14 protein-coding genes and 2 riboswitches are annotated in these 18,597 nt (G+C 60.1%); of the genes, 10 read left to right on the top strand and 4 right to left on the bottom strand.

The features are described 5' to 3' along the window. The first annotated feature begins 105 nt into the window (after nucleotides 1-105). The 3 genes from ACA069_RS15860 to nfuA all read left to right on the top strand — a co-directional run bounded on the left by ACA069_RS15860 (nucleotide 106) and on the right by nfuA (nucleotide 4,160). The gene (locus ACA069_RS15860; RefSeq protein ID WP_497614218.1) at nucleotides 106-2,388 is read left to right on the top strand and encodes a fatty acid cis/trans isomerase; all 2,283 of its coding nucleotides are present in this window, start codon (nucleotides 106-108) and stop codon (nucleotides 2,386-2,388) included. Between the two features lie 93 nt (nucleotides 2,389-2,481). Further along, complete coding sequence (locus tag ACA069_RS15855) at nucleotides 2,482-3,483, top strand: acyltransferase family protein (RefSeq protein WP_497614216.1); 1,002 nt, start codon at nucleotides 2,482-2,484, stop codon at nucleotides 3,481-3,483. A gap of 92 nt (nucleotides 3,484-3,575) precedes the next feature. Then, nucleotides 3,576-4,160 (top strand): Fe-S biogenesis protein NfuA, encoded by a 585-nt coding sequence (gene nfuA, locus ACA069_RS15850; RefSeq protein WP_003225494.1) that lies wholly within the window; start codon nucleotides 3,576-3,578, stop codon nucleotides 4,158-4,160. A 208-nt stretch (nucleotides 4,161-4,368) separates the two neighbouring features. Here the strand turns inward: nfuA and cobM are convergent, their stop codons facing one another. The 4 genes from cobM to ACA069_RS15830 all read right to left on the bottom strand — a co-directional run bounded on the left by cobM (nucleotide 4,369) and on the right by ACA069_RS15830 (nucleotide 6,516). After that, on the bottom strand, nucleotides 4,369-5,115 hold the full coding sequence (gene cobM / locus ACA069_RS15845) for a precorrin-4 C(11)-methyltransferase (protein WP_489879480.1): 747 nt from the start codon (nucleotides 5,113-5,115) through the stop codon (nucleotides 4,369-4,371). An 80-nt stretch (nucleotides 5,116-5,195) separates the two neighbouring features. Further along, the gene (locus ACA069_RS15840; protein ID WP_187679821.1) at nucleotides 5,196-5,609 is read right to left on the bottom strand and encodes a cobalamin biosynthesis protein; all 414 of its coding nucleotides are present in this window, start codon (nucleotides 5,607-5,609) and stop codon (nucleotides 5,196-5,198) included. After that, on the bottom strand, nucleotides 5,606-6,307 hold the full coding sequence (locus ACA069_RS15835) for a CbtA family protein (RefSeq protein WP_489879481.1): 702 nt from the start codon (nucleotides 6,305-6,307) through the stop codon (nucleotides 5,606-5,608). The genes ACA069_RS15840 and ACA069_RS15835 overlap by 4 nt, the downstream gene beginning before the upstream one ends. Nucleotides 6,308-6,318: 11 nt before the next feature. Then, on the bottom strand, nucleotides 6,319-6,516 hold the full coding sequence (locus ACA069_RS15830) for a CbtB domain-containing protein (RefSeq protein ID WP_187679823.1): 198 nt from the start codon (nucleotides 6,514-6,516) through the stop codon (nucleotides 6,319-6,321). A 121-nt stretch (nucleotides 6,517-6,637) separates the two neighbouring features. Further along, nucleotides 6,638-6,860: riboswitch (cobalamin riboswitch) on the bottom strand. A 363-nt stretch (nucleotides 6,861-7,223) separates the two neighbouring features. Here ACA069_RS15830 and ACA069_RS15825 point away from each other — a divergent pair. From ACA069_RS15825 to ACA069_RS15795, 7 genes are all read left to right on the top strand, one after another. Beyond that, nucleotides 7,224-7,403, top strand: a complete 180-nt coding sequence (locus tag ACA069_RS15825) for a hypothetical protein (protein WP_497614213.1) — start codon at nucleotides 7,224-7,226, stop codon at nucleotides 7,401-7,403. A gap of 321 nt (nucleotides 7,404-7,724) precedes the next feature. Continuing rightward, nucleotides 7,725-7,940: riboswitch (cobalamin riboswitch) on the top strand. A 99-nt stretch (nucleotides 7,941-8,039) separates the two neighbouring features. After that, a complete protein-coding gene (cobW, locus tag ACA069_RS15820) occupies nucleotides 8,040-9,110 on the top strand; it encodes a cobalamin biosynthesis protein CobW (protein WP_497614211.1) in 1,071 nt (356 codons plus the stop codon). Nucleotides 9,111-9,113: 3 nt separating this feature from the next. Then, a complete protein-coding gene (gene cobN / locus ACA069_RS15815; RefSeq protein ID WP_497614209.1) occupies nucleotides 9,114-12,962 on the top strand; it encodes a cobaltochelatase subunit CobN in 3,849 nt (1,282 codons plus the stop codon). A gap of 240 nt (nucleotides 12,963-13,202) precedes the next feature. Next, entirely contained in the window at nucleotides 13,203-14,207 is a 1,005-nt protein-coding gene (locus tag ACA069_RS15810) for a magnesium chelatase ATPase subunit I (protein ID WP_187679826.1), read from the top strand. Nucleotides 14,208-14,227: 20 nt separating this feature from the next. Next, entirely contained in the window at nucleotides 14,228-14,872 is a 645-nt protein-coding gene (locus tag ACA069_RS15805) for a vWA domain-containing protein (RefSeq protein ID WP_497614207.1), read from the top strand. A gap of 160 nt (nucleotides 14,873-15,032) precedes the next feature. Next, nucleotides 15,033-16,679: a phospholipase D-like domain-containing protein gene (locus ACA069_RS15800; protein WP_497614205.1), complete on the top strand. Its 1,647-nt coding sequence runs from the start codon at nucleotides 15,033-15,035 to the stop codon at nucleotides 16,677-16,679. A gap of 287 nt (nucleotides 16,680-16,966) precedes the next feature. Next, the gene (locus tag ACA069_RS15795) at nucleotides 16,967-18,526 is read left to right on the top strand and encodes a TerC family protein (RefSeq protein WP_401263839.1); all 1,560 of its coding nucleotides are present in this window, start codon (nucleotides 16,967-16,969) and stop codon (nucleotides 18,524-18,526) included. Nucleotides 18,527-18,597: the final 71 nt, after the last annotated feature.

Below are 18,597 nucleotides of genomic sequence, written 5' to 3'. Positions count from 1 at the left end.
TGCGCTTTTAGAGCATGCAGGGGTTTTTCATGAATATCGCTCATGTTGGTACGAACGTCATACTGTAGAATCGCGGCGTTTTTCTTCAGGATCGGGATCAAGGGCATGTCGTACCGCGTCATCAGCACTATGTTGCTGTTTTTAAGCTGGGGCGCCGTTGCGCAAGAGCCCACGATCTCTTATAGCCGCGATATCCAACCGATATTCACCGAGAAGTGCGTTGCTTGCCATGCGTGCTACGACTCCGCTTGTCAGCTCAATCTGGGCAGTGGCGAAGGGGTGGGCCGTGGCGCAAGCAAGATGCCGGTCTACGACGGCGAGCGCACTGAAGCGGCGCCGACTACCCGATTGTTTTACGACGCCTTCGGCAAACGTGCCTGGCAGCAGAAAGGCTTCTATTCGGTGCTCGATGCCCAGGGCAGTCAGGCCGCGCTGATGGCGCGCATGTTGGAGCTGGGGCACAAAACTCCTTTGACGCCCAACGCCAAATTGCCGGAAGACATTGTGCTCGGCCTCAATCGTGAAAACATGTGTGCAATGCCCGCCGAGTTTGACGGCTATGCCGGTGCTCACCCGAAAGAGGGCATGCCGCTGGGCGTGACCGGGCTGACCAATCAGCAATACCAGACCCTGCAACGCTGGCTGGCGTCCGGCGCGCCGATTGACGAACAAGGCCTGGCGCCGAGCGCCAAAGAGGCGATGCAAATCGTCCAGTGGGAAAACCTGCTCAACACTCCCGGCGCCCGGCAAAGTCTGGTCGGGCGCTGGTTGTTCGAACACTGGTATCTCGCGCACATCTATTTCAAGGATGGCGAGCCGGGGCATTACTTTCAGTGGGTGCGATCGCGCACGCCGACTGGTCAGCCGATCGACCTGATCGCTACCCGTCGCCCCAACGATGATCCAGGGACGCAGGTGTATTACCGCTTGTGGCCGGTACAAGGGGTGATCGTGCACAAGACCCACATCACTTATCCGCTGAGCGCGGCGAAGATGGCGCGGGTCAAAAGCCTGTTCTACAGCGGCAACTGGCAAGTCAGCGCCTTGCCGGGCTACGGGCCACAGAGCCGGGCCAATCCGTTTGCCACGTTTGAGGCGATTCCGGCGCAGGCGCGCTATCAGTTCATGCTCGATAACGCCGAATATTTCGTCCGCACGTTTATTCGCGGTCCGGTGTGCCGTGGCCAGATCGCCACCGACGTGATCCGCGATAACTTCTGGGCGCTGTTCCAGGCGCCGGAGCATGACCTCTATATCACCGACCCGAACTATCGCGGCCAGGCCACACCGTTGCTGGCGATGCCCGGGCAGAACGACGATGTCGGCAGCGTCCTGGGCTTGTGGCGCAATTACCGTGACAAACGTAACGAATATGAAGCCCTGCGCCGCGACAGCTATGCCGATTTGCCGGCGCCGAGCTGGTCGACCCTGTGGGCCGGCAACGACAACGCGCTGCTGAGCATCTTCCGCCACTTCGACAGCGCCTCGGTGACCAAAGGCTTGATCGGCGAGGTGCCGCAAACCATGTGGCTGTTTGACTATCCGCTGCTGGAACGCACTTATTACCAGTTGGCGGTCAACTTCGATGTGTTCGGCAACGTCTCACATCAGGCGCAAACACGCCTGTATTTCGACCTGATTCGCAACGGCGCCGAGCAGAACTTCCTGCGCCTGATGCCAGCCGACTCCCGCGAGGACTACCTCGACGATTGGTATCAGAGCGGCGGCCAGTTCAAGATGTGGCTCGATTACGAAGCCATCGACGACGACAAGCCGACCGGGCTGAAACTGGATGAGAAAGATCCGAAGTACGATTTCGCCATGCAATTGTTGTCGCGTTATGGCGATCTCAACGCGCGGCCTGATCCGATCAACCGCTGCGACGGCGCCTATTGCTCGCGGCCGAATATTGATCCTGCATTGCAAAATGCCGAACAGGCGCTGAGTCGCCTGGCATCGCGTCCGGCCGCCGGCCTGAAGGTTATCGAACAGTTACCGGAAGCGACGATGTTGCGCATCGAGACTGCCAGCGGCAAACGCGAGGTTTACAGCCTGTTGCGCAACCGCGCGCACAGCAACGTGGCGTTTTTGCTTGGTGAATCGCTGCGGTATCAGCCGGGTTTGGATACCTTGACCATTTATCCCGGCGTGCTGAGCAGCTATCCGAACTTCATGTTCAACATTCCCGCAGACCAGGTCTCTGAGTTTGTCGATGCGATGGAAAACGCCAAGGACGCCAATCGTTTCGAGAAAATCGTCGAGCGCTGGGGAATTCGCCGCAGTCATCCGCAATTCTGGTTCTATTTCCACGATCTGAGCCAATCCATGCACGAGACCGAACCGGTGGAAGAGGGTGTGCTGGACATGAACCGCTACGAGAATCTTTGATCGATTAAGGTGCGCGGGCAGTCCCAACTTCTTGAGGCGCCCGTAGCCCCTACAAAGTGGTCAATTATAAAGTTTTGCAATGGAGGGCCGTCGATGTTGATTTCAGTGCAAGCGCTGCGCGCACTGGCCGCCTGGATGGTGGTGGGGCATCACGTCATGCAGATTTTCTATAACTTCGAGCCTGATGGGCCAGTAGGTCGAGTGTTTGTCGACCAAGGGGCGGCGGGCGTCGATATATTTTTCGTCATCAGTGGCCTGGTGATGTATTTGTCGACGGCGGACAAAGACCTGACACCCAGGCAATTCATGACAATGCGGTTGATGCGTATCGCGCCGGCTTACTGGTTTTACACGCTCCTGGCGGCACTGTTGCTGATGGTAATTCCGGAGGCGTTCCCCGATGAACGGCTGGGCTGGACGAATTTTCTGTTGTCGCTGTTGTTCGTCGCCAGCGAAAACCCCGGCGGCTTCGGTGTTTACCCGACGTTGAACGTCGGATGGACGCTGAACTTCGAAATGCTTTTTTACCTGCTGTTTGCCGGCGCATTGCTGTTCCCGCTCAATGCGCGGATAGCAGTGGTCGCGTTTCTGTTGTTATGCGTTTGCTATGGGCTGACCGCCTTGGGCTGGATCAGTGAGTTTTACCGTTCGGAACTGGTCTTCGAGTTTTTGCTGGGAATGGGCGTTGGCATGCTTTATCACCGCGGCTGGATCAGGCCGGGTCTTTGGCTGCCGATTCTGGCAATCGCCATGGCACTGCTGGCGATCTATTACTGGTTCGGCGAATCGCAGGTATTGGCCTGGGGCGTTCCGGGTGCAGTGCTGGTGACGGCGGCGCTGTCCCTTGAGCGCTTTGCCAAAAACAGTCGGCTGCTCAAAGCGTTGGGCGACTGCTCCTATTCCGTCTATCTACTGCATACGCTGGTGTTGATGCTTGGGCATTATCTGGCACAGCGTCACTCGCTCAACCCGCACGGGGTGATCGCGGTTTGTCTGGTGTTGATCGCCGGCGGCAGCTGGGCCAGTTACCGCTGGATCGAAAGGGCCGGATATCGGCACTTGCAGCATTGGCGTGAGCGACCGTCGCAAGCCTGATGCGTCTGGTTCGCTTTCCTGACAAAAATACTGGGACTTTGTCCGGCGCGCCGATTGGCGTAAACTCCGCCACAAGCCTGCGAGGAGTTTCCATGACCGCTATTACCATTACCGACGCCGCCCACGATTACCTGGCCGATCTGCTCTCCAAGCAGAACACCCCGGGTATCGGTATCCGCGTCTTCATCACCCAGCCTGGCACCCAGTACGCCGAAACCTGCATTGCCTACTGCAAGCCGGGCGAAGAAAAACCTGAAGACACCGCGCTGGGGCTGAAAAGCTTCACCGCTTATATCGATTCGTTCAGCGAAGCATTCCTGGATGACGCGGTAGTCGACTACGCCACTGATCGCATGGGCGGCCAGCTGACCATCAAGGCGCCAAACGCCAAAGTACCGATGGTCAACGCCGACAGCCCGGTCAACGAGCGCATCAATTACTACCTGCAAACCGAAATCAACCCGGGGCTGGCCAGCCACGGCGGTCAGGTCAGCCTGATCGATGTGGTTGAAGACGGCATTGCCGTGCTGCAGTTCGGCGGCGGTTGCCAAGGCTGCGGTCAGGCCGACGTGACGTTGAAGGAAGGCATCGAGCGCACATTGCTCGAGCGTATTCCTGAGCTCAAGGGCGTTCGCGATGTGACCGACCACACGCAGAAAGAAAACGCCTACTACTAAGTAAGGTGTTCACTGCGAACATAAAAAACGGCGCCCCGTGAGCGCCGTTTTTTGTGCCTGCGATTAATGAGTGACTAATGACTTTGTGGCGAGGGGATTTATCCCCGATCGGGTGCGAAGCAGCCGCAAAACTGGAACTGCTGCGCAGTTCATCGGGGATAAATCCCCTCTCCACAGGTTTTGTGTCTGGCCACAAAAGTCCTTCAAATCAGGGTCGATAAAGATGCGCATGCCCCGCGCGATACAGCGATGACTCGCTAAACACCTCACTCCCCAACACCCGCCCAACCAGAATCAATGCCGTGCGCCGAAACCCCTTGGCCACTACCTTCTCGGCAATATCCTCGATTGTTCCCACCACCCAATCCTGATCCGGCCATGTTGCCCGGTGAATCACTGCAATCGGGCAATCCGCGCCGTAATGGGGGAGTAGTTCAGCGAGGATCTTCTCCAAATGATTGACCCCCAGATGAATCGCCATCGTCGCGCCATGCTGCGCCAAACTGCCCAGCTCCTCGCCCGCCGGCATTGCGGTTTTGTCGGCATAGCGGGTCAGAATCACGCTCTGTGAGACATCGGGCAGAGTCAGTTCGGCACCCAGCAATGCTGCGCACGCGGCGGTAGCCGTCACCCCTGGAATGATTTCGAACGGAATATCCAGCTCACGCAAATAGCGAATCTGCTCGCCAATCGCGCCATACAGGCTCGGATCGCCGGAATGTACTCGCGCCACATCCTGGCCCTTGGCATGGGCGGCTTTGATCAGGTCGATGATCTGTTCCAGATGCAGCTCCGCGCTGTTTATCACGGTTTCTGCTTGATGACCGTCGAGCACAGCCGCCGGTACCAGCGAACCTGCATAGATGATCACCGGGCAACTGCGGATCAGCCGCTGACCTTTGACGGTGATCAGTTCCGGGTCGCCGGGGCCGGCGCCGATGAAGTAAACAGTCATCGTTGAATCCTTTGGAAAAGAGGCGCAGCAATGCTTCAGATGAAGATCGCTCATGATCGATGGTGGGGATTATCGGGATTTTACGCGGCGCCGGCCAATGCCAGCGTTGCCTGCGCGTACTTTTGCCGCGAGATCAGCAGTTTGGCCGGCGCCTGAATCAGTTGTTCAGCCAGTGCCAACGCCGCACTTTCTGCTACTCCATAGCAACCGGTGCGTTCATAGGCGATCTGCGAGTGGTGACTGAGCTGTTGCTGGTAACTGGCCAATTGTTCACTGCTGAAGTACAGCAACGGCAAGGCCAATTGTGCGGCGAGTTCTTGTAAGCCCGGCTCATCACGCTTCAAGTCGATACTGGCCAGGGCTTTGACTGCTTCCAGTTCGATGCGATGGGCCTGCAAGGCTTGATCGAGTAACGCGCGCAGCGTGCTGGCGGGGCAGCCGCGCTGGCAGCCCAGACCGACCACGAAAGTCGGCGCTGCGCGGTCATTCGTCATGCGTGGTAGTGGCCATCGCTTTTGCGGCGGAACAACCAGGCACTGATCAGGCCCAGGGCCAGCCAGAACGCCACGTTGGTCAACTGCGAAGCGATTTTGAACTGTGCTTCGAGGGCTTCTGGCGCCAGCATCGAGTGCACTTCCGGTTGCGGGGCGCCAATCACATGCGGCACGGCAAGGATCGCCACGCCGAGGATCTTCATCAGCCAGTGACGGCTGAACGCGATCAATGCCAGACCTGCGGCGGTGGAGGCGGCTGTGCTGATCCACCAGAGCTGCCGGGAAGCCAGATCCGCCGCAGCAGTGCCTGGCAATTCAGGCGGCAAGCCCAGGGTCGGTGCCAGAACGAACGTAGCGTAACCGGCCAGACCCCAGAGCAGACCTTGCGAAGTTTTGGTCGGTGCACGCAGGGTGTACAGGCCGGCAAGCATCAGGGCAAAACCCACGGCCACTACCAGATTGCCGCCGGTGGTCGATACCACGCGCTGCCAGCCGTCTTCCGGCTCCCAGGCTTCGGCATCGTGAGTATGGGCAGTGGCACCGGCAGCGTGTTCGTGAACCTCAGCCGCCGGTTCGGATTTTTCGTAGGTCTCGGCCTGCAGAATCAGCGGCGAAACCCAGAAACTTTGCAGCAGCGTAAGGAGCAGGGCGGCCAGAAGACCGGTGAAACCTGCGGTTTGCGCAATTCGCTTGATCATGTCGGCAGGTCTCAGTGGCACGGGAACGCGGCGCTGTGGCGGGTATCGTGGGCGGCGTTGTGCACTGCTTCGATGTGCGAGAAACCGGCGAAATAAACCAGGCTGGCGCCGAGGATCGACGCGAAGATGGCGGCGGTCAGGCGTTGGCTCAGGGTGCTGGTACTGGCGATTTTATCCGTGTTGCTGCCGGTGCTGCTGATGATCGACATGGCGCTTCCCTCTGGAATGTCAGCGGGGTAATAGAGCGCATGAAAACCCCTGCGAATCGGGCACGCAGGGGTTCGAACAGCGCCCGCCCACCGCGGGTTTGTTATGTTCAGCGACGCAAGTGCGCACTGTGTGTTGCGGGCCGGTCTCCGGGCTCACGAGGGGTTGGCGTCAGGCCGACCTGCAAGCGTCACCTTCCCATGCCGTCATGGCACAGTGGATTCGACGCTTCTCTCGCTTACCGTTGCGGGGGCAGCACCGGACTGACATGGCTTTAGAGTAAAGCACATGATTCACCGGTTTCCCGTTTCACCCTGTGAAGGGCACCCGTAACAAGTTGCTTAGGAGAGCATGTTGGGGGGATTTGAGTCAATTGAATGGGGGCATATCCGTTGCTGCGGTGATGGCTTATTACGGTTCCGCCCTTACGGCGGGTCACTTTGGCAAACGCCCCAAAGTAACCAAAGGTCTGTGCCCTGACGTTCGGCCCTCGCTGTGGCTCGGGTTCCTTCGCTCCGGGATCGATCCGGGCGCATCGCCTCCGGTTTGCTGCGCTGCACCTCTTCTCGATGTGTTCGACTGCGTCGAACGGTCGCTGCGCTCCCACCCCCGGATCAATCCCTCCACTCAGCCTGCCGACGGGCGCTTAGATCAAAAGCGTTACTCGAGCTAACGCTCATTGTGTTGAGTGGGGCGGCATGCGCCGCGTGTGGGGGGTATTCATATCCTTGTGGGGGCTGCCAGCGATGGCGGCCTGACAGCCGACCAAGGGCAGGGCGCGATTTATTCCCTTGTAGGAGCTGCCGAAGGCTGCGATCTTTTGATCTGCTTTGGCTTTGGCTTTGGCTTTGGCTTTGGCTTTGGCTTTGGCTTTGGCTTTGGCTTTTGACGTTGCTTTTGATCTCCAGGCCCATCGGCAGGCCGAGCGAAGGTGTTCATCCGGGGGGTTGGCGCGCAGCGCCGTGCGGCGAAGCCGCATCCATCGAGAGGAGGTGCAGCGAAGCAAACCGTAGGCGATGCCCCCGGATGGACACCGTAGCGAGGGAACACTGAGCCTAGGCGAAGTGCCGTACGTCAGGGGGCAGCCTTTTTGGTTACTTTTTCGGCGTCTGGAAAAAGTGACCCGCCGTAAGGGCGGAACCCTAATCAGCAACACCCGCAGCAACGGATATGCCCCCAATCCAAACATTGACCCGCCCCCACACCATGCGTAGCCTTGCGCTTTCGAGGTTCTTCGGCGCGTGCCGAAGCTAAGAAGGGAACGCGGTCAAAGCCGCGGCTGCCCCCGCAACTGTGAACGGTGATGTTCGCTGCCACGCCACTGCCAGCCCCTGCAAAAGGGCGCCAGCGGGAAGGCGCAGCAAACGCCAGGCCCCAACGCCTGAACACCGTCAGCCAGGAGACCTGCCTCGTCACAGATTCTCACTACAACCGGGCGGGGTGATCCGGTGGCGAATGCTTCCGGCGCGTGCTCGCGTTGCCGGTTCTCGTCCCGTATGCCCGCCACCTTGCCAAAGGGCATCCGATGAAAACACTGGCCAAACTCCCCGTCACCATCGTCACCGGCTTCCTCGGCTCGGGCAAAACCACGTTGCTGCGGCACATGCTCGACAACGCTCAGGGCCGCCGCATCGCGGTGATCGTCAACGAGTTCGGCGAGCTGGGCATCGATGGTGAGATCCTCAAGCAATGCACCATCGGCTGCACCGAAGAAGAAGCCACCGGCCGCGTTTACGAACTGGCCAACGGCTGCCTGTGCTGCACCGTTCAGGAAGAGTTCTTCCCGGTGATGCGCGAACTGGTTGCCCGTCGCGGCGACCTCGACCACATCCTCATCGAAACCTCCGGTCTGGCCCTGCCAAAACCACTGGTACAAGCCTTCCAATGGCCGGAAATCCGCAGCGCCTGCACCGTTGACGCGGTGATCACCGTGGTCGACAGCCCGGCCGTGGCTGCTGGCACCTTCGCCGCGTTCCCGGATCAGGTCGACGCCCAGCGCAAACTCGACCCGAACCTGGACCACGAATCGCCGCTGCACGAGCTGTTCGCCGACCAACTGGCCAGCGCCGATCTGGTCATCCTCAACAAGGCCGATCAGACCAGCCCGGAAGACCTTGCGCGCGTACGCCTTGAAGTCGCCGAAGAACTGCCGCCAGCAGTCAAAATCGTCGAAGCCAGCAACGGTCGCCTGCCGCTGGACGTGCTGATCGGCCTCGGCGCCGGTTCCGAAGAACACATCGACAGCCGCCACAGCCATCACGATCACCACCACGACGGTGACGACGACCATGATGACCACGATCACGACGCTTTCGATTCGATCTCCATCGAGCTGCCGCAAGCCGTCGAAAGCCTGCTGCTCGACGCCCTGACGCAACTGGTGGTCCAGCACGGCATCCTGCGTGTGAAGGGTTTTGCAGCGATCCCGAACAAGCCTATGCGCCTGCTGATTCAAGGCGTGGGCACGCGTTTCGACAAGCATTTCGACCGTCAGTGGGGCGCCGAAGAAGCGCGCGTCACACGTCTGGTGTTGATCGGTCAGGAGCTCGACGCTGCTCAACTCGAAGCGCAACTGCGCGCTGCGCTTAGCGTTTAAGCCATGCACCTGCTCAGGACCCAGCCCGGCGGTTTCGTGTCGGATGACAACATTGCCGACCTTGGCCAAACCCCCGCCGAGCTGGTGATCCTGTGCAGCGGCGACTCCAGCCTGGCGCTGCTCGCCGAAGCCGCGCAGCAGTTGCCCGAGGATTATCCGAGCCTGCGTCTGGCCAATCCGATGCAGGTGCAGAATCACGCCTCGGTCGATTTGTACGTCGACGAAGTGTTGCGCCATGCCAAGGTGATTCTGATCTCGCTGCACGGCGGCATTGCGTATTGGCGCTACGGTGTCGAGCGTTTGGTCGAGCTAGCCGAGCGTGGCGTGCAGGTGATCATGGTCCCGGGCTGCGATCGCCCCGATCCGGAACTCAGCGATCTGAGCACCGTCGCAGCCGAGGATCGCGACCGGCTCTGGCAGTTTTTGCGTCAGGGCGGCATGGGCAACGCGCTGGATTTCTTCAGCTGTCTGGCCAACCGTTGGCTGGCTCGCGATTACACCTGGGGCGAGCCGCAAACCCTGCCGCGCACGGCGATTTACCATCCTCACAAAACCTCCGCCGCACTGAGTGACTGGCAAGCCGAATGGCTGCCCGAGCAACCGGTGGCGGCGGTGCTGTTTTACCGCTCGCACCTGCAAGCGGCGAACACGGCGTTCATCGATGTTTTCTGCCAGCGTTTACAGGCGGCGGGGCTCAATCCGTTGCCGATCGCGGTAGCCAGTTTGAAAGAGCCCGGCTGCCTCTCGGTGGTCGAAGATTGGCTGGATGAAGTCGAGGCGGGGGTGATTCTCAACACCACCGGTTTTGCCCAATCCAGTCCTGAAGCACCGGATCTGCGGCCGTTTCGTCGCAACATTCCGGTGATTCAGGCGATCTGCGCCCAGGACAACGAACCCGGCTGGCGTGACAGCGAGCAGGGCCTCGGCCCTCGCGATCTGGCAATGCACATTGCCTTGCCGGAACTTGACGGGCGCATCATCAGTCGGCCGATCAGCTTCAAGGATCTGGCCTGGCGCAGCGAGCGCAGCCAGTCCGATGTGGTCTGCTATCGGGCGCAACCCGAGCGCATGGATTTCGTCGCCGAACTGGCGCGCCGCTGGATCGATCTGGCGCGGGTGCCGAATGCCGAGAAACGGATTGCACTGATTCTCGCCAACTACCCGACCCGCGACGGACGCATCGGTAACGGCGTCGGCCTCGACACGCCGGCGGCGGCGCTGAATATCCTTCGCGCATTGCAGGCTGAGGGTTATCCGGTCACGGCAGAGTTGCCGAATACTGGCACCGAGTTGATTCAGCAATTGCTCGGCGGCGTCAGCAACGATCTCGACACGATTGATCTGCGTCCATGCCAGCAAAGTCTGGCGATGGACGACTATCTGTTGATGTTCAACGCGCTCCCCGAGGCCAATCGCGCTGCGGTAGTCGCGCGTTGGGGCTCGCCGCAAAACGATCCGATGTATCGCGACGGGCGAATGATGATCGCCGGCCTGCGCTTTGGCCTGACCTTCGTTGGCATCCAGCCGGCGCGGGGTTATCAGGTCGATCCGAGTGCGGTCTATCACGACCCGGATCTGGTGCCGCCCCACGGTTATCTGGCGTTCTATTTCTGGCTGCGCAACACCTACGGCGCCCACGGTGTGATCCACGTCGGCAAGCACGGCAACCTCGAATGGCTGCCGGGCAAAGGCGTGGGGCTGTCGGAAAACTGCTGGCCGGATGCGTTGCTCGGGCCGCTGCCAAACATCTACCCATTTATCGTCAACGATCCGGGCGAGGGCGCCCAGGCCAAACGGCGCACGCAAGCGGTGATCATCGACCACCTGATGCCGCCACTGACTCGCGCCGAAACCTATGGGCCGCTGCGTAATCTGGAACTGCTGGCGGACGAATATTACGAGGCGCAACTGCTTGATCCGCGTCGTGCCCGCGAGTTGCAACGGGACATTCTGCAACTGGTGCGTGACACGCAGATCGACCGTGAACTGCAACTCGACGCGGCGCTGGACAGCGACGCCGATGCGGCGATCTGGCTGCCGCGTCTCGACACCTATTTGTGTGATCTGAAGGAATCGCAGATCCGCGATGGCCTGCACATTTTTGGCGAATCGCCGAGCGGGCGGTTGCGCATCGATACGTTGCTGGCGCTGCTGCGCATTCCTCGGGGCGATGGCAAAGGTGCGCAGTCGAGTCTGCTGCGGGCGTTGGCCAAGGCGTTTGAGTTGGGTTTTGATCCGCTTGATTGCGCACTGGCTGATCCGTGGACGGGCCCGCGTCCTGTCGAACTGCAAGCGGTCAGCGATGAAGTCTGGCGTACTGCCGGCGATACCCGCGAGCGCCTGGAGTTGTTCGCCACTGAGTTGATCGCAAAGACACTGCACAACCCCTGTAGGAGTGAGCCTGCTCGCGAAGGCATTATGTCAGTTGACATCTCTTCCACAGAAACACCGCTATCGCGAGCAGGCTCACTCCTACAGGAAGCGGGTTGGGGGCAAGTCAGCGCCATCATCGACAACCTGCGTGAAGTCGTCGCCCCACGCCTGGACGCCTGTGGCCCGGCGGAAATGCGCGGATTGCTCGATGCCCTCAGCGGCCGTTTCGTCCCCGCCGGCCCGAGCGGCGCGCCAAGTCGCGGTCGTCTCGACGTATTGCCCACCGGCCGCAACTTCTACTCGGTCGACGTGCGCAACCTGCCGACCACCACCGCGTGGCGCATCGGTTTCCAGTCGGCCACGCTGATTCTCGAACGGCACTTGCAGGATCACGGCGATCACTTGCGTCAGCTAGGCCTGTCGGTGTGGGGCACCGCGACCATGCGCACCGGTGGCGATGATATCGCCCAGGCCATGGCGCTGATGGGCGTGCGGCCGGTGTGGGCCACCGGCAGTCAGCGCGTCGATGATTTCGAGATTCTGCCGCTGAGTTTGCTGGACCGACCTCGGGTCGACGTGACGTTGCGGGTTTCAGGATTCTTCCGCGATGCGTTTGCCAACCTGATTCGTTTGTTCGATGCGGCCGTGCAAGCGGTGGCTGCGCTGGACGAGCCGGATGATCTCAACCCGTTGGCCGCCAAGGTGCGCGCCGAGCGTGAGGCTCTGCTGCAATCGGGTCTGGATGAAGAGGCCGCGCGGCGTCAGGCCGGGTGGCGAATCTTCGGCGCCAAACCGGGTGCCTACGGCGCGGGCGTGCAGGGCGCCATCGACGGTCGTTTGTGGCAGAGTCGCGAGGATCTGGCTGAGGTTTACCTTAACTGGGGCGCCTACGCTTATGGCGGTTCTGATGAGGGCACCGCCGCTCGCGAACAATTCGTCCAGCGCCTGAGTCAGGTACAAGCGGTTCTGCAAAACCAGGACAACCGCGAGCACGACTTGCTCGATTCCAACGACTACTACCAGTTCCAGGGCGGCATGCTCGCTGCCGTCGAGACTTTGCGGGGCGAAGCGGCGGCCAGTTATCACGGCGATCACAGCCAGCCGGATCTGCCGAAGATCCGCACGTTAAAAGAAGAGCTGAACCGGGTAATCCGCTCGCGGGCGGCGAATCCAAAATGGATCGACGGGGTCAAGCGTCACGGCTATAAAGGCGCGTTCGAAATGGCGGCGACCGTGGATAACCTGTTTGCCTTCGATGCCACCACGCAGTTGATCGACGATCACCAGTACGCGCTGCTGGCCGATGCTTATCTGCTCGATCCGGCAACGCGCGATTTTGTTCGTGAGCATAATCCGCATGCGCTGCGGGACATGACCGAGCGCATGCTTGAAGCGCAGCAGCGCGGGATGTGGCAGGAGCCGGGGGCCTATAAAGAGGCGCTGGAGAATTTGTTGCTGGATATAGAAGAAGACATGTAGCGCTTCAATAAAGCCACCCCCTCACCCCAGCCCTCTCCCCCAAGGGGGAGAGGGGGAAAGGGAGCCGATTTGCAGGGCGTTCAAAACTTGAGTTCGACTCGACAGTTCAGGTCGGTGGACCTTGAAAGAGCACCTCGGTCAGTTCCCTCTCCCACTGGGAGAGGGCTAGGGTGAGGGCAACTCCACCTGACACACCAAAACTCTCAAGAACACCGACGACCACGACAGAGATCAATCCAAATGACCGACACCCCACATTTCCCACTCTCCGCCGTGGTCGGCGCCGACGATCTGAAACTCGCCCTGTGCCTCACCGCCATCGACCCGAAAATCGGCGGCGTACTCATCGAAGGCCCACGCGGCATGGCTAAAACCACTCTGGCGCGAGGCTTGGCGGATCTGCTCGCCAGCGGCCAGTTCGTCACGCTACCGCTGGGCGCCACCGAAGAGCGGCTGGTCGGTACGCTCGATCTCGACGCGGCCCTGAGCGACGGTCGCGCGCAGTTTTCCCCCGGTGTGCTGGCCAAGGCCGATGGCGGCGTGCTCTACGTCGATGAAGTCAACTTGTTGCCTGATCACTTGGTGGATCTGCTGCTCGATGTCGCTGCCAGCGGCACCAACCTGATCGAGCGCGACGGCATCTCCCACCGGCATTCGGCGAAGTTCGTCCTGATCGGCACCATGAACCCGGAAGAGGGTGAGTTGCGCCCGCAACTGCTCGACCGCTTTGGTCTGAATGTCGCCCTCAGTGGCCACACCGCACCGACCGAGCGTGGGCAGATCATCCGTCGTCGTCTCGACTTCGATAGCGACCCGCAAGCGTTCTGCGCGCTTTGGGAAACCGAGCAGCAAACCCTTCGCGAACGTTGTGAACATGCCCGAGTCACCTTGGCCGATATTCCTCTGGATGATGCGGCGCTGGCGCAAATCACCGAGCGTTGTTTTGCCGCTGGCGTCGATGGTTTGCGCGCGGATCTGGTGTGGTTGCGCGCTGCCCGCGCTCACGCGGCATGGCGAGGAGCTGAAGTGATCGGCGAAGAAGATATCGACGCCGTGGCCGAATTTGCCTTGCGCCATCGTCGTCGTGAACAAACCCCGTCGAGTCCTCAGCAACAACCCGCGCAATCCCCAGCCAACGCGCAGGCCAACCCGAACGAAGGGCAGGGCCAGTGGGGCGACATGCCGGCTCCAGCGCTTGCCACCGGCAGCCGTCGCGAAGTGCCGAGCTGGCCAAAAAAGATGTAGGCATTCGCCCCCGGTCTGATGTGGGGGCGAATGCCAGACCCCGTGCCGGACAACTCGACAACGGACGCCAGGGCAAACGTCATGCAGCCCGCAGTGGCTCGGTGAACTGGCCGGGAACGCTGCTCAATGGCCGTCCGCAAAGCCGTGAAGATCTGCTGTTTCAACTGCGCACGCGTTCGCCCCATGAGTTGTGGCTGGTGATCGTCGATGCCTCGGCCTCAACGCGCCGTCATAACGCACTGAGCGATGCCAAAGGTCTGCTTGCGCAACTATTCGATGACGCCTATCGCCAGCGCGCGCGTTTGGCGTTGTTGACCGCCAGCGGTGCGGCGCCGCAATGGCAGGTGCAGGGTTTGAAGGCGTCCAGCGGTTTACGCATCTGGCTGGATGAATTGGGCGCGGGCGGCGGTACGCCGTTGCTGGCAGCGCTGAATCAGGCGCAGCAATGGCTGACGGTGCGGCGCAAGCGCTTTCCCGCCGAGCAACAGCGGTTGCTGGTAGTCACGGATGGACGTTTGAAGACGTGGTCGGGATTACCGGCGCTGGGGTGTCCGGGGCTGTTGATCGATATCGAGCGTGGGCCGATCCGGTTGGGTCGGGCGAAGGATCTGGCGGGAGCGCTGGAGGCGGAGTATCGGCATATCGATGAGCTGATTGAGCTCTGATACCTGTAGGAGCTGCCGAAGGCTGCGATCTTTTGACTTTGATCTTAAAAAACAATATCAAAAGATCGCAGCCTTCGGCAGCTCCTACAGGGTTTGGCATGATTAGCCAATTTTGCTTCTTGCTCTATGCTGCACCCAGCCCAATCACAAAGAGTGAGCGATGCGAGTACTGGTCAGCAATCCTCAAGACGATTTCCGCGTCAAAGCCTACGCCGGCACCAATGGCGTGCTGTTGGCGATGGAACTCGCGGAGCCGCGTCGCAAAGGCTTGCTAGGGTTCGCCATCGAAAAGCAGCAAGGCGCCAAGCCGTGGCTGTTCCTCTTCAACAGCCTGACGTTCCCCGGCAAAGCCCACACTTTCCCGCAGTTTCACGCCACGCCGAGCGATAAAGCCCCGCTGCAAAAATTCCGCTGGGCCGATTACGCGGTCAATCCGGGGATGACGATTCACTATCGCGTTCACCTGGCTTATGGTACGCCCGATGCGCCGCAACTGGGCGAGTCGCTTGAGCTGACGATCAGTTCAGACGACGGTCACCCGGCCAACCAAAGCGTGATCTTCAACCGTGCGGTCGCTGCCAGCCAGGCGTTTCAGCGCAAATTTCCCGATCTTGATGCACAGATCAGCGCCAACAAAAACATGCCCATCGAAGCCTGGCCGGATGCGCCACGGCAATGGCTGGAGAACGGCTTGCTCGGGCGTTTGCGGGGTTTTATCGAGCGAGCCGTTGATGCTGACTGGGCGCTGGACATTGCCATTTACGAATATCAGTTGCAGGCCATCGTCGAAGCCGTGAATGCGGCATTTGCGCGGGGTGTGCAGATTCGAGTGCTGTATCACGCCCGAATCGACGACGAAGACACCACAATCAACGAGGCGAGTCTGGCGAAACTGCCGGCGACGAGCAAACGTGGGCGGGTGACGCACAACATCTTCCACAACAAATTCATCGTCCTCAGCCGACTCGACGCAGCGGGGCAGCGCCAACCGCAAGCCGTGTTGTGCGGCAGCACCAATTTCACCGCCAATGGCGTTTATCGGCAGGCGAATGTGGTGCATGTGCTTGATGACGCTCCCGTGAGTTCGAGCTATCTGCGGATTTTCGAAAGGATCTGGGACGATCCCGATGATCTCGGTGCCACCCGTGACTGGATCACCGAACACAACCCGATGGACGCTGCGCAGTCGCTGTTTGCCGGGTTCTCGCCACGCACCGGCGGCGGTGATCTACGCGAGTTCGTCGAGATCATCGAAGCGGCGAAGAAGGATGTCCTGTTCGTCACTGCGTTCGTCTTGCCTGACGCGATTCTCAATGCTTTGCTCGGCCAGCCACACGACGACATCCTGCGTTACGGCCTGCAAAACACCACCAGCCGAATCACCGGTTTTCACGCCGACCGCAGCGCCGAATTCGCCGCCACCGCATTGCTCAACACAGGGCTGGAAGGCTGGCTGCGCGAGAACATGAAGGGCCAGAAGGGCAATCTGCTGGTGCATACCAAAGCGGTGGTCATCGACTTCACGACGGACACGCCGACTATTATCAGCGGCAGCCACAACTTCAGTGCCTCGGCCAGCAACGGCAATGACGAAAACTACCTGATCATTCGCGGCGACACCGATCTGGCGGATCGTTATGGCCTCGAGCTGCTGCGGTTTTACGAACATTACCGGTTTCGTTACTTCGCGAAGAAACTGGCGTTGAAGCAAGTGAATCCGTTGGCGGTGGATGATCGCTGGACCCAGGATTATTACGTCGATGGGGATTTGCGGCAGTTGTCGCGATTGCGTTTTGCCGGGCGTTGAAGTGTCGCCCTGGCAGGTAATACAGATTTTGAAATGATTTGGGACTGTAGGAAAAGTCACTTCAGGCTGTACGCTTCAAGGCCTTTTTTCATTCAGGATTTACATGAACACCCGCTCGGAGCCTCCCAGTCGTTCCTTCCCCTCGTGCCACGGCGCGGTCTTGACGCACTTGCAGCATCCAGTTTTCCGACACTCGACTATCGTTGATAACGCGGCTCCAGAGCCTTTGCGTTGCGCTTTGCCGTGTCCGGCAGCCTGAATTTACTGAATAGAGATCGAGACGTTTTATGGAATGGTTAGCGGATCCCACGGCCTGGTTAGGCTTGTTGACATTGATCGTGCTGGAACTGGTGCTGGGTATCGACAACCTGGTGTTCATCGCAATCCTCGCGGACAAACTGCCGCCGCATCAGCGTGACCGTGCGCGGATCATCGGTCTGTCGCTGGCACTGATCATGCGCCTGGGCCTGCTGGCGAGTATTTCCTGGCTGGTCACCCTTACGCAGCCGTTGTTCGAGGTGTTTGACAAGAGCTTCTCCGGCCGTGACCTGATCATGCTGTTCGGCGGTGTGTTCCTGTTGTTCAAGGCCACCATGGAGTTGCACGAACGGCTGGAAGGCCATGTCGGCGAGCGCTCAAGCAACACCGCTTATGCGCTGTTCTGGCCGATCGTCGCGCAGATCGTTGTGCTCGACGCCGTGTTCTCGCTGGACGCAGTGATTACCGCTGTGGGCATGGTCGATGAACTGGCGGTGATGATGATCGCGGTGATCATCTCCATTGGCCTGATGATTGTCGCGAGCAAGCCGCTGACCCGCTTCGTCAACGCGCACCCGACCGTGATCATGCTGTGTCTGGGCTTCCTGATGATGATCGGTTTTGCCCTGACCGCCGAAGGCCTGGGCTTCCACATCCCGAAAGGCTATCTGTACGCGGCCATCGGTTTCTCTATCCTGATCGAGGTGTTCAACCAGATCGCCCGTGCCCGACGCAAACGCTCGATGCAGGGCCTGCGCCCGATGCGCGAACGCACGGCGCACGCGGTGCTGCGCTTGCTTGGCGGACGCAAACTGGCGGTGGAGGAGGTCGGTGAAGAGCTTTCCGACCTGTTGGACGACGGTGATGCGCCAAGCGCGGAGCTGTTCGACCGTCGTGAGCGGGTGATGATCAGTGGCGTGCTGCAATTGGCCGAGCGGCCGATCCGCAGCCTGATGACCGTGCGCGCCGACGTCGACACTATCGATCTGGCTGACGATGCCGAGGCGATCCGGACGAAGTTGATGCACTCGTCCTACTCGCGTCTGCCGCTGATTCGCGATGGTGTTGTGGATGAACCCTTAGGCTTCGTGCACAAGAAGGAATTGCTCAAGGAGTACCTGGCCGGTGCTGAGCCGAATCTGGAGCACTTGGCGCGCAAGACCATCAATCTGCTCGACAGCTACTCGATCCTCAACGCGCTGGAACAGATGCGCGCGGCGTCGACCCACATTGCCTTTGTAGTCAATGAATTCGGCGACTTTGTCGGCGTGTTGACCATGACCGACATTCTCGAATCGATTGCCGGCGAGTTGCCCGATGCCAGCGAAATCGAAGGCCCGGACGTAGTCGAGGAGCAGGGCGGCTTCATGGTCAGTGGCGCATTGAACCTGGCGCGTGTTCGCCAGCGTACCGGTTTTGGCGCCGAGCCAACCGAGGATTACCAGACCATGGCCGGATTGGTGATGAGCTTGCTGGATCGGCTGCCGATGATGGGTGATCGTCTGGAATATGCGGGCTGGCAGATGACCGTCAAGGCTGTGGAAGAGCGGCGGGTGACGCGGGTGTTGTTGGTGCGTGAGGCCGCGTAAACACGAATCTCCCTTGTAGGAGCTGCGGCACGCTGCGATCTTTTGATCTTAAAAAACAAAATCAAAAGATC

It is taken from the genome of Pseudomonas sp. LBUM1652 (assembly GCF_059716105.1).
The sequence above is the reverse complement of the archived record's forward strand: the minus strand, read 5'-3'. Positions and strand labels throughout refer to the sequence as shown.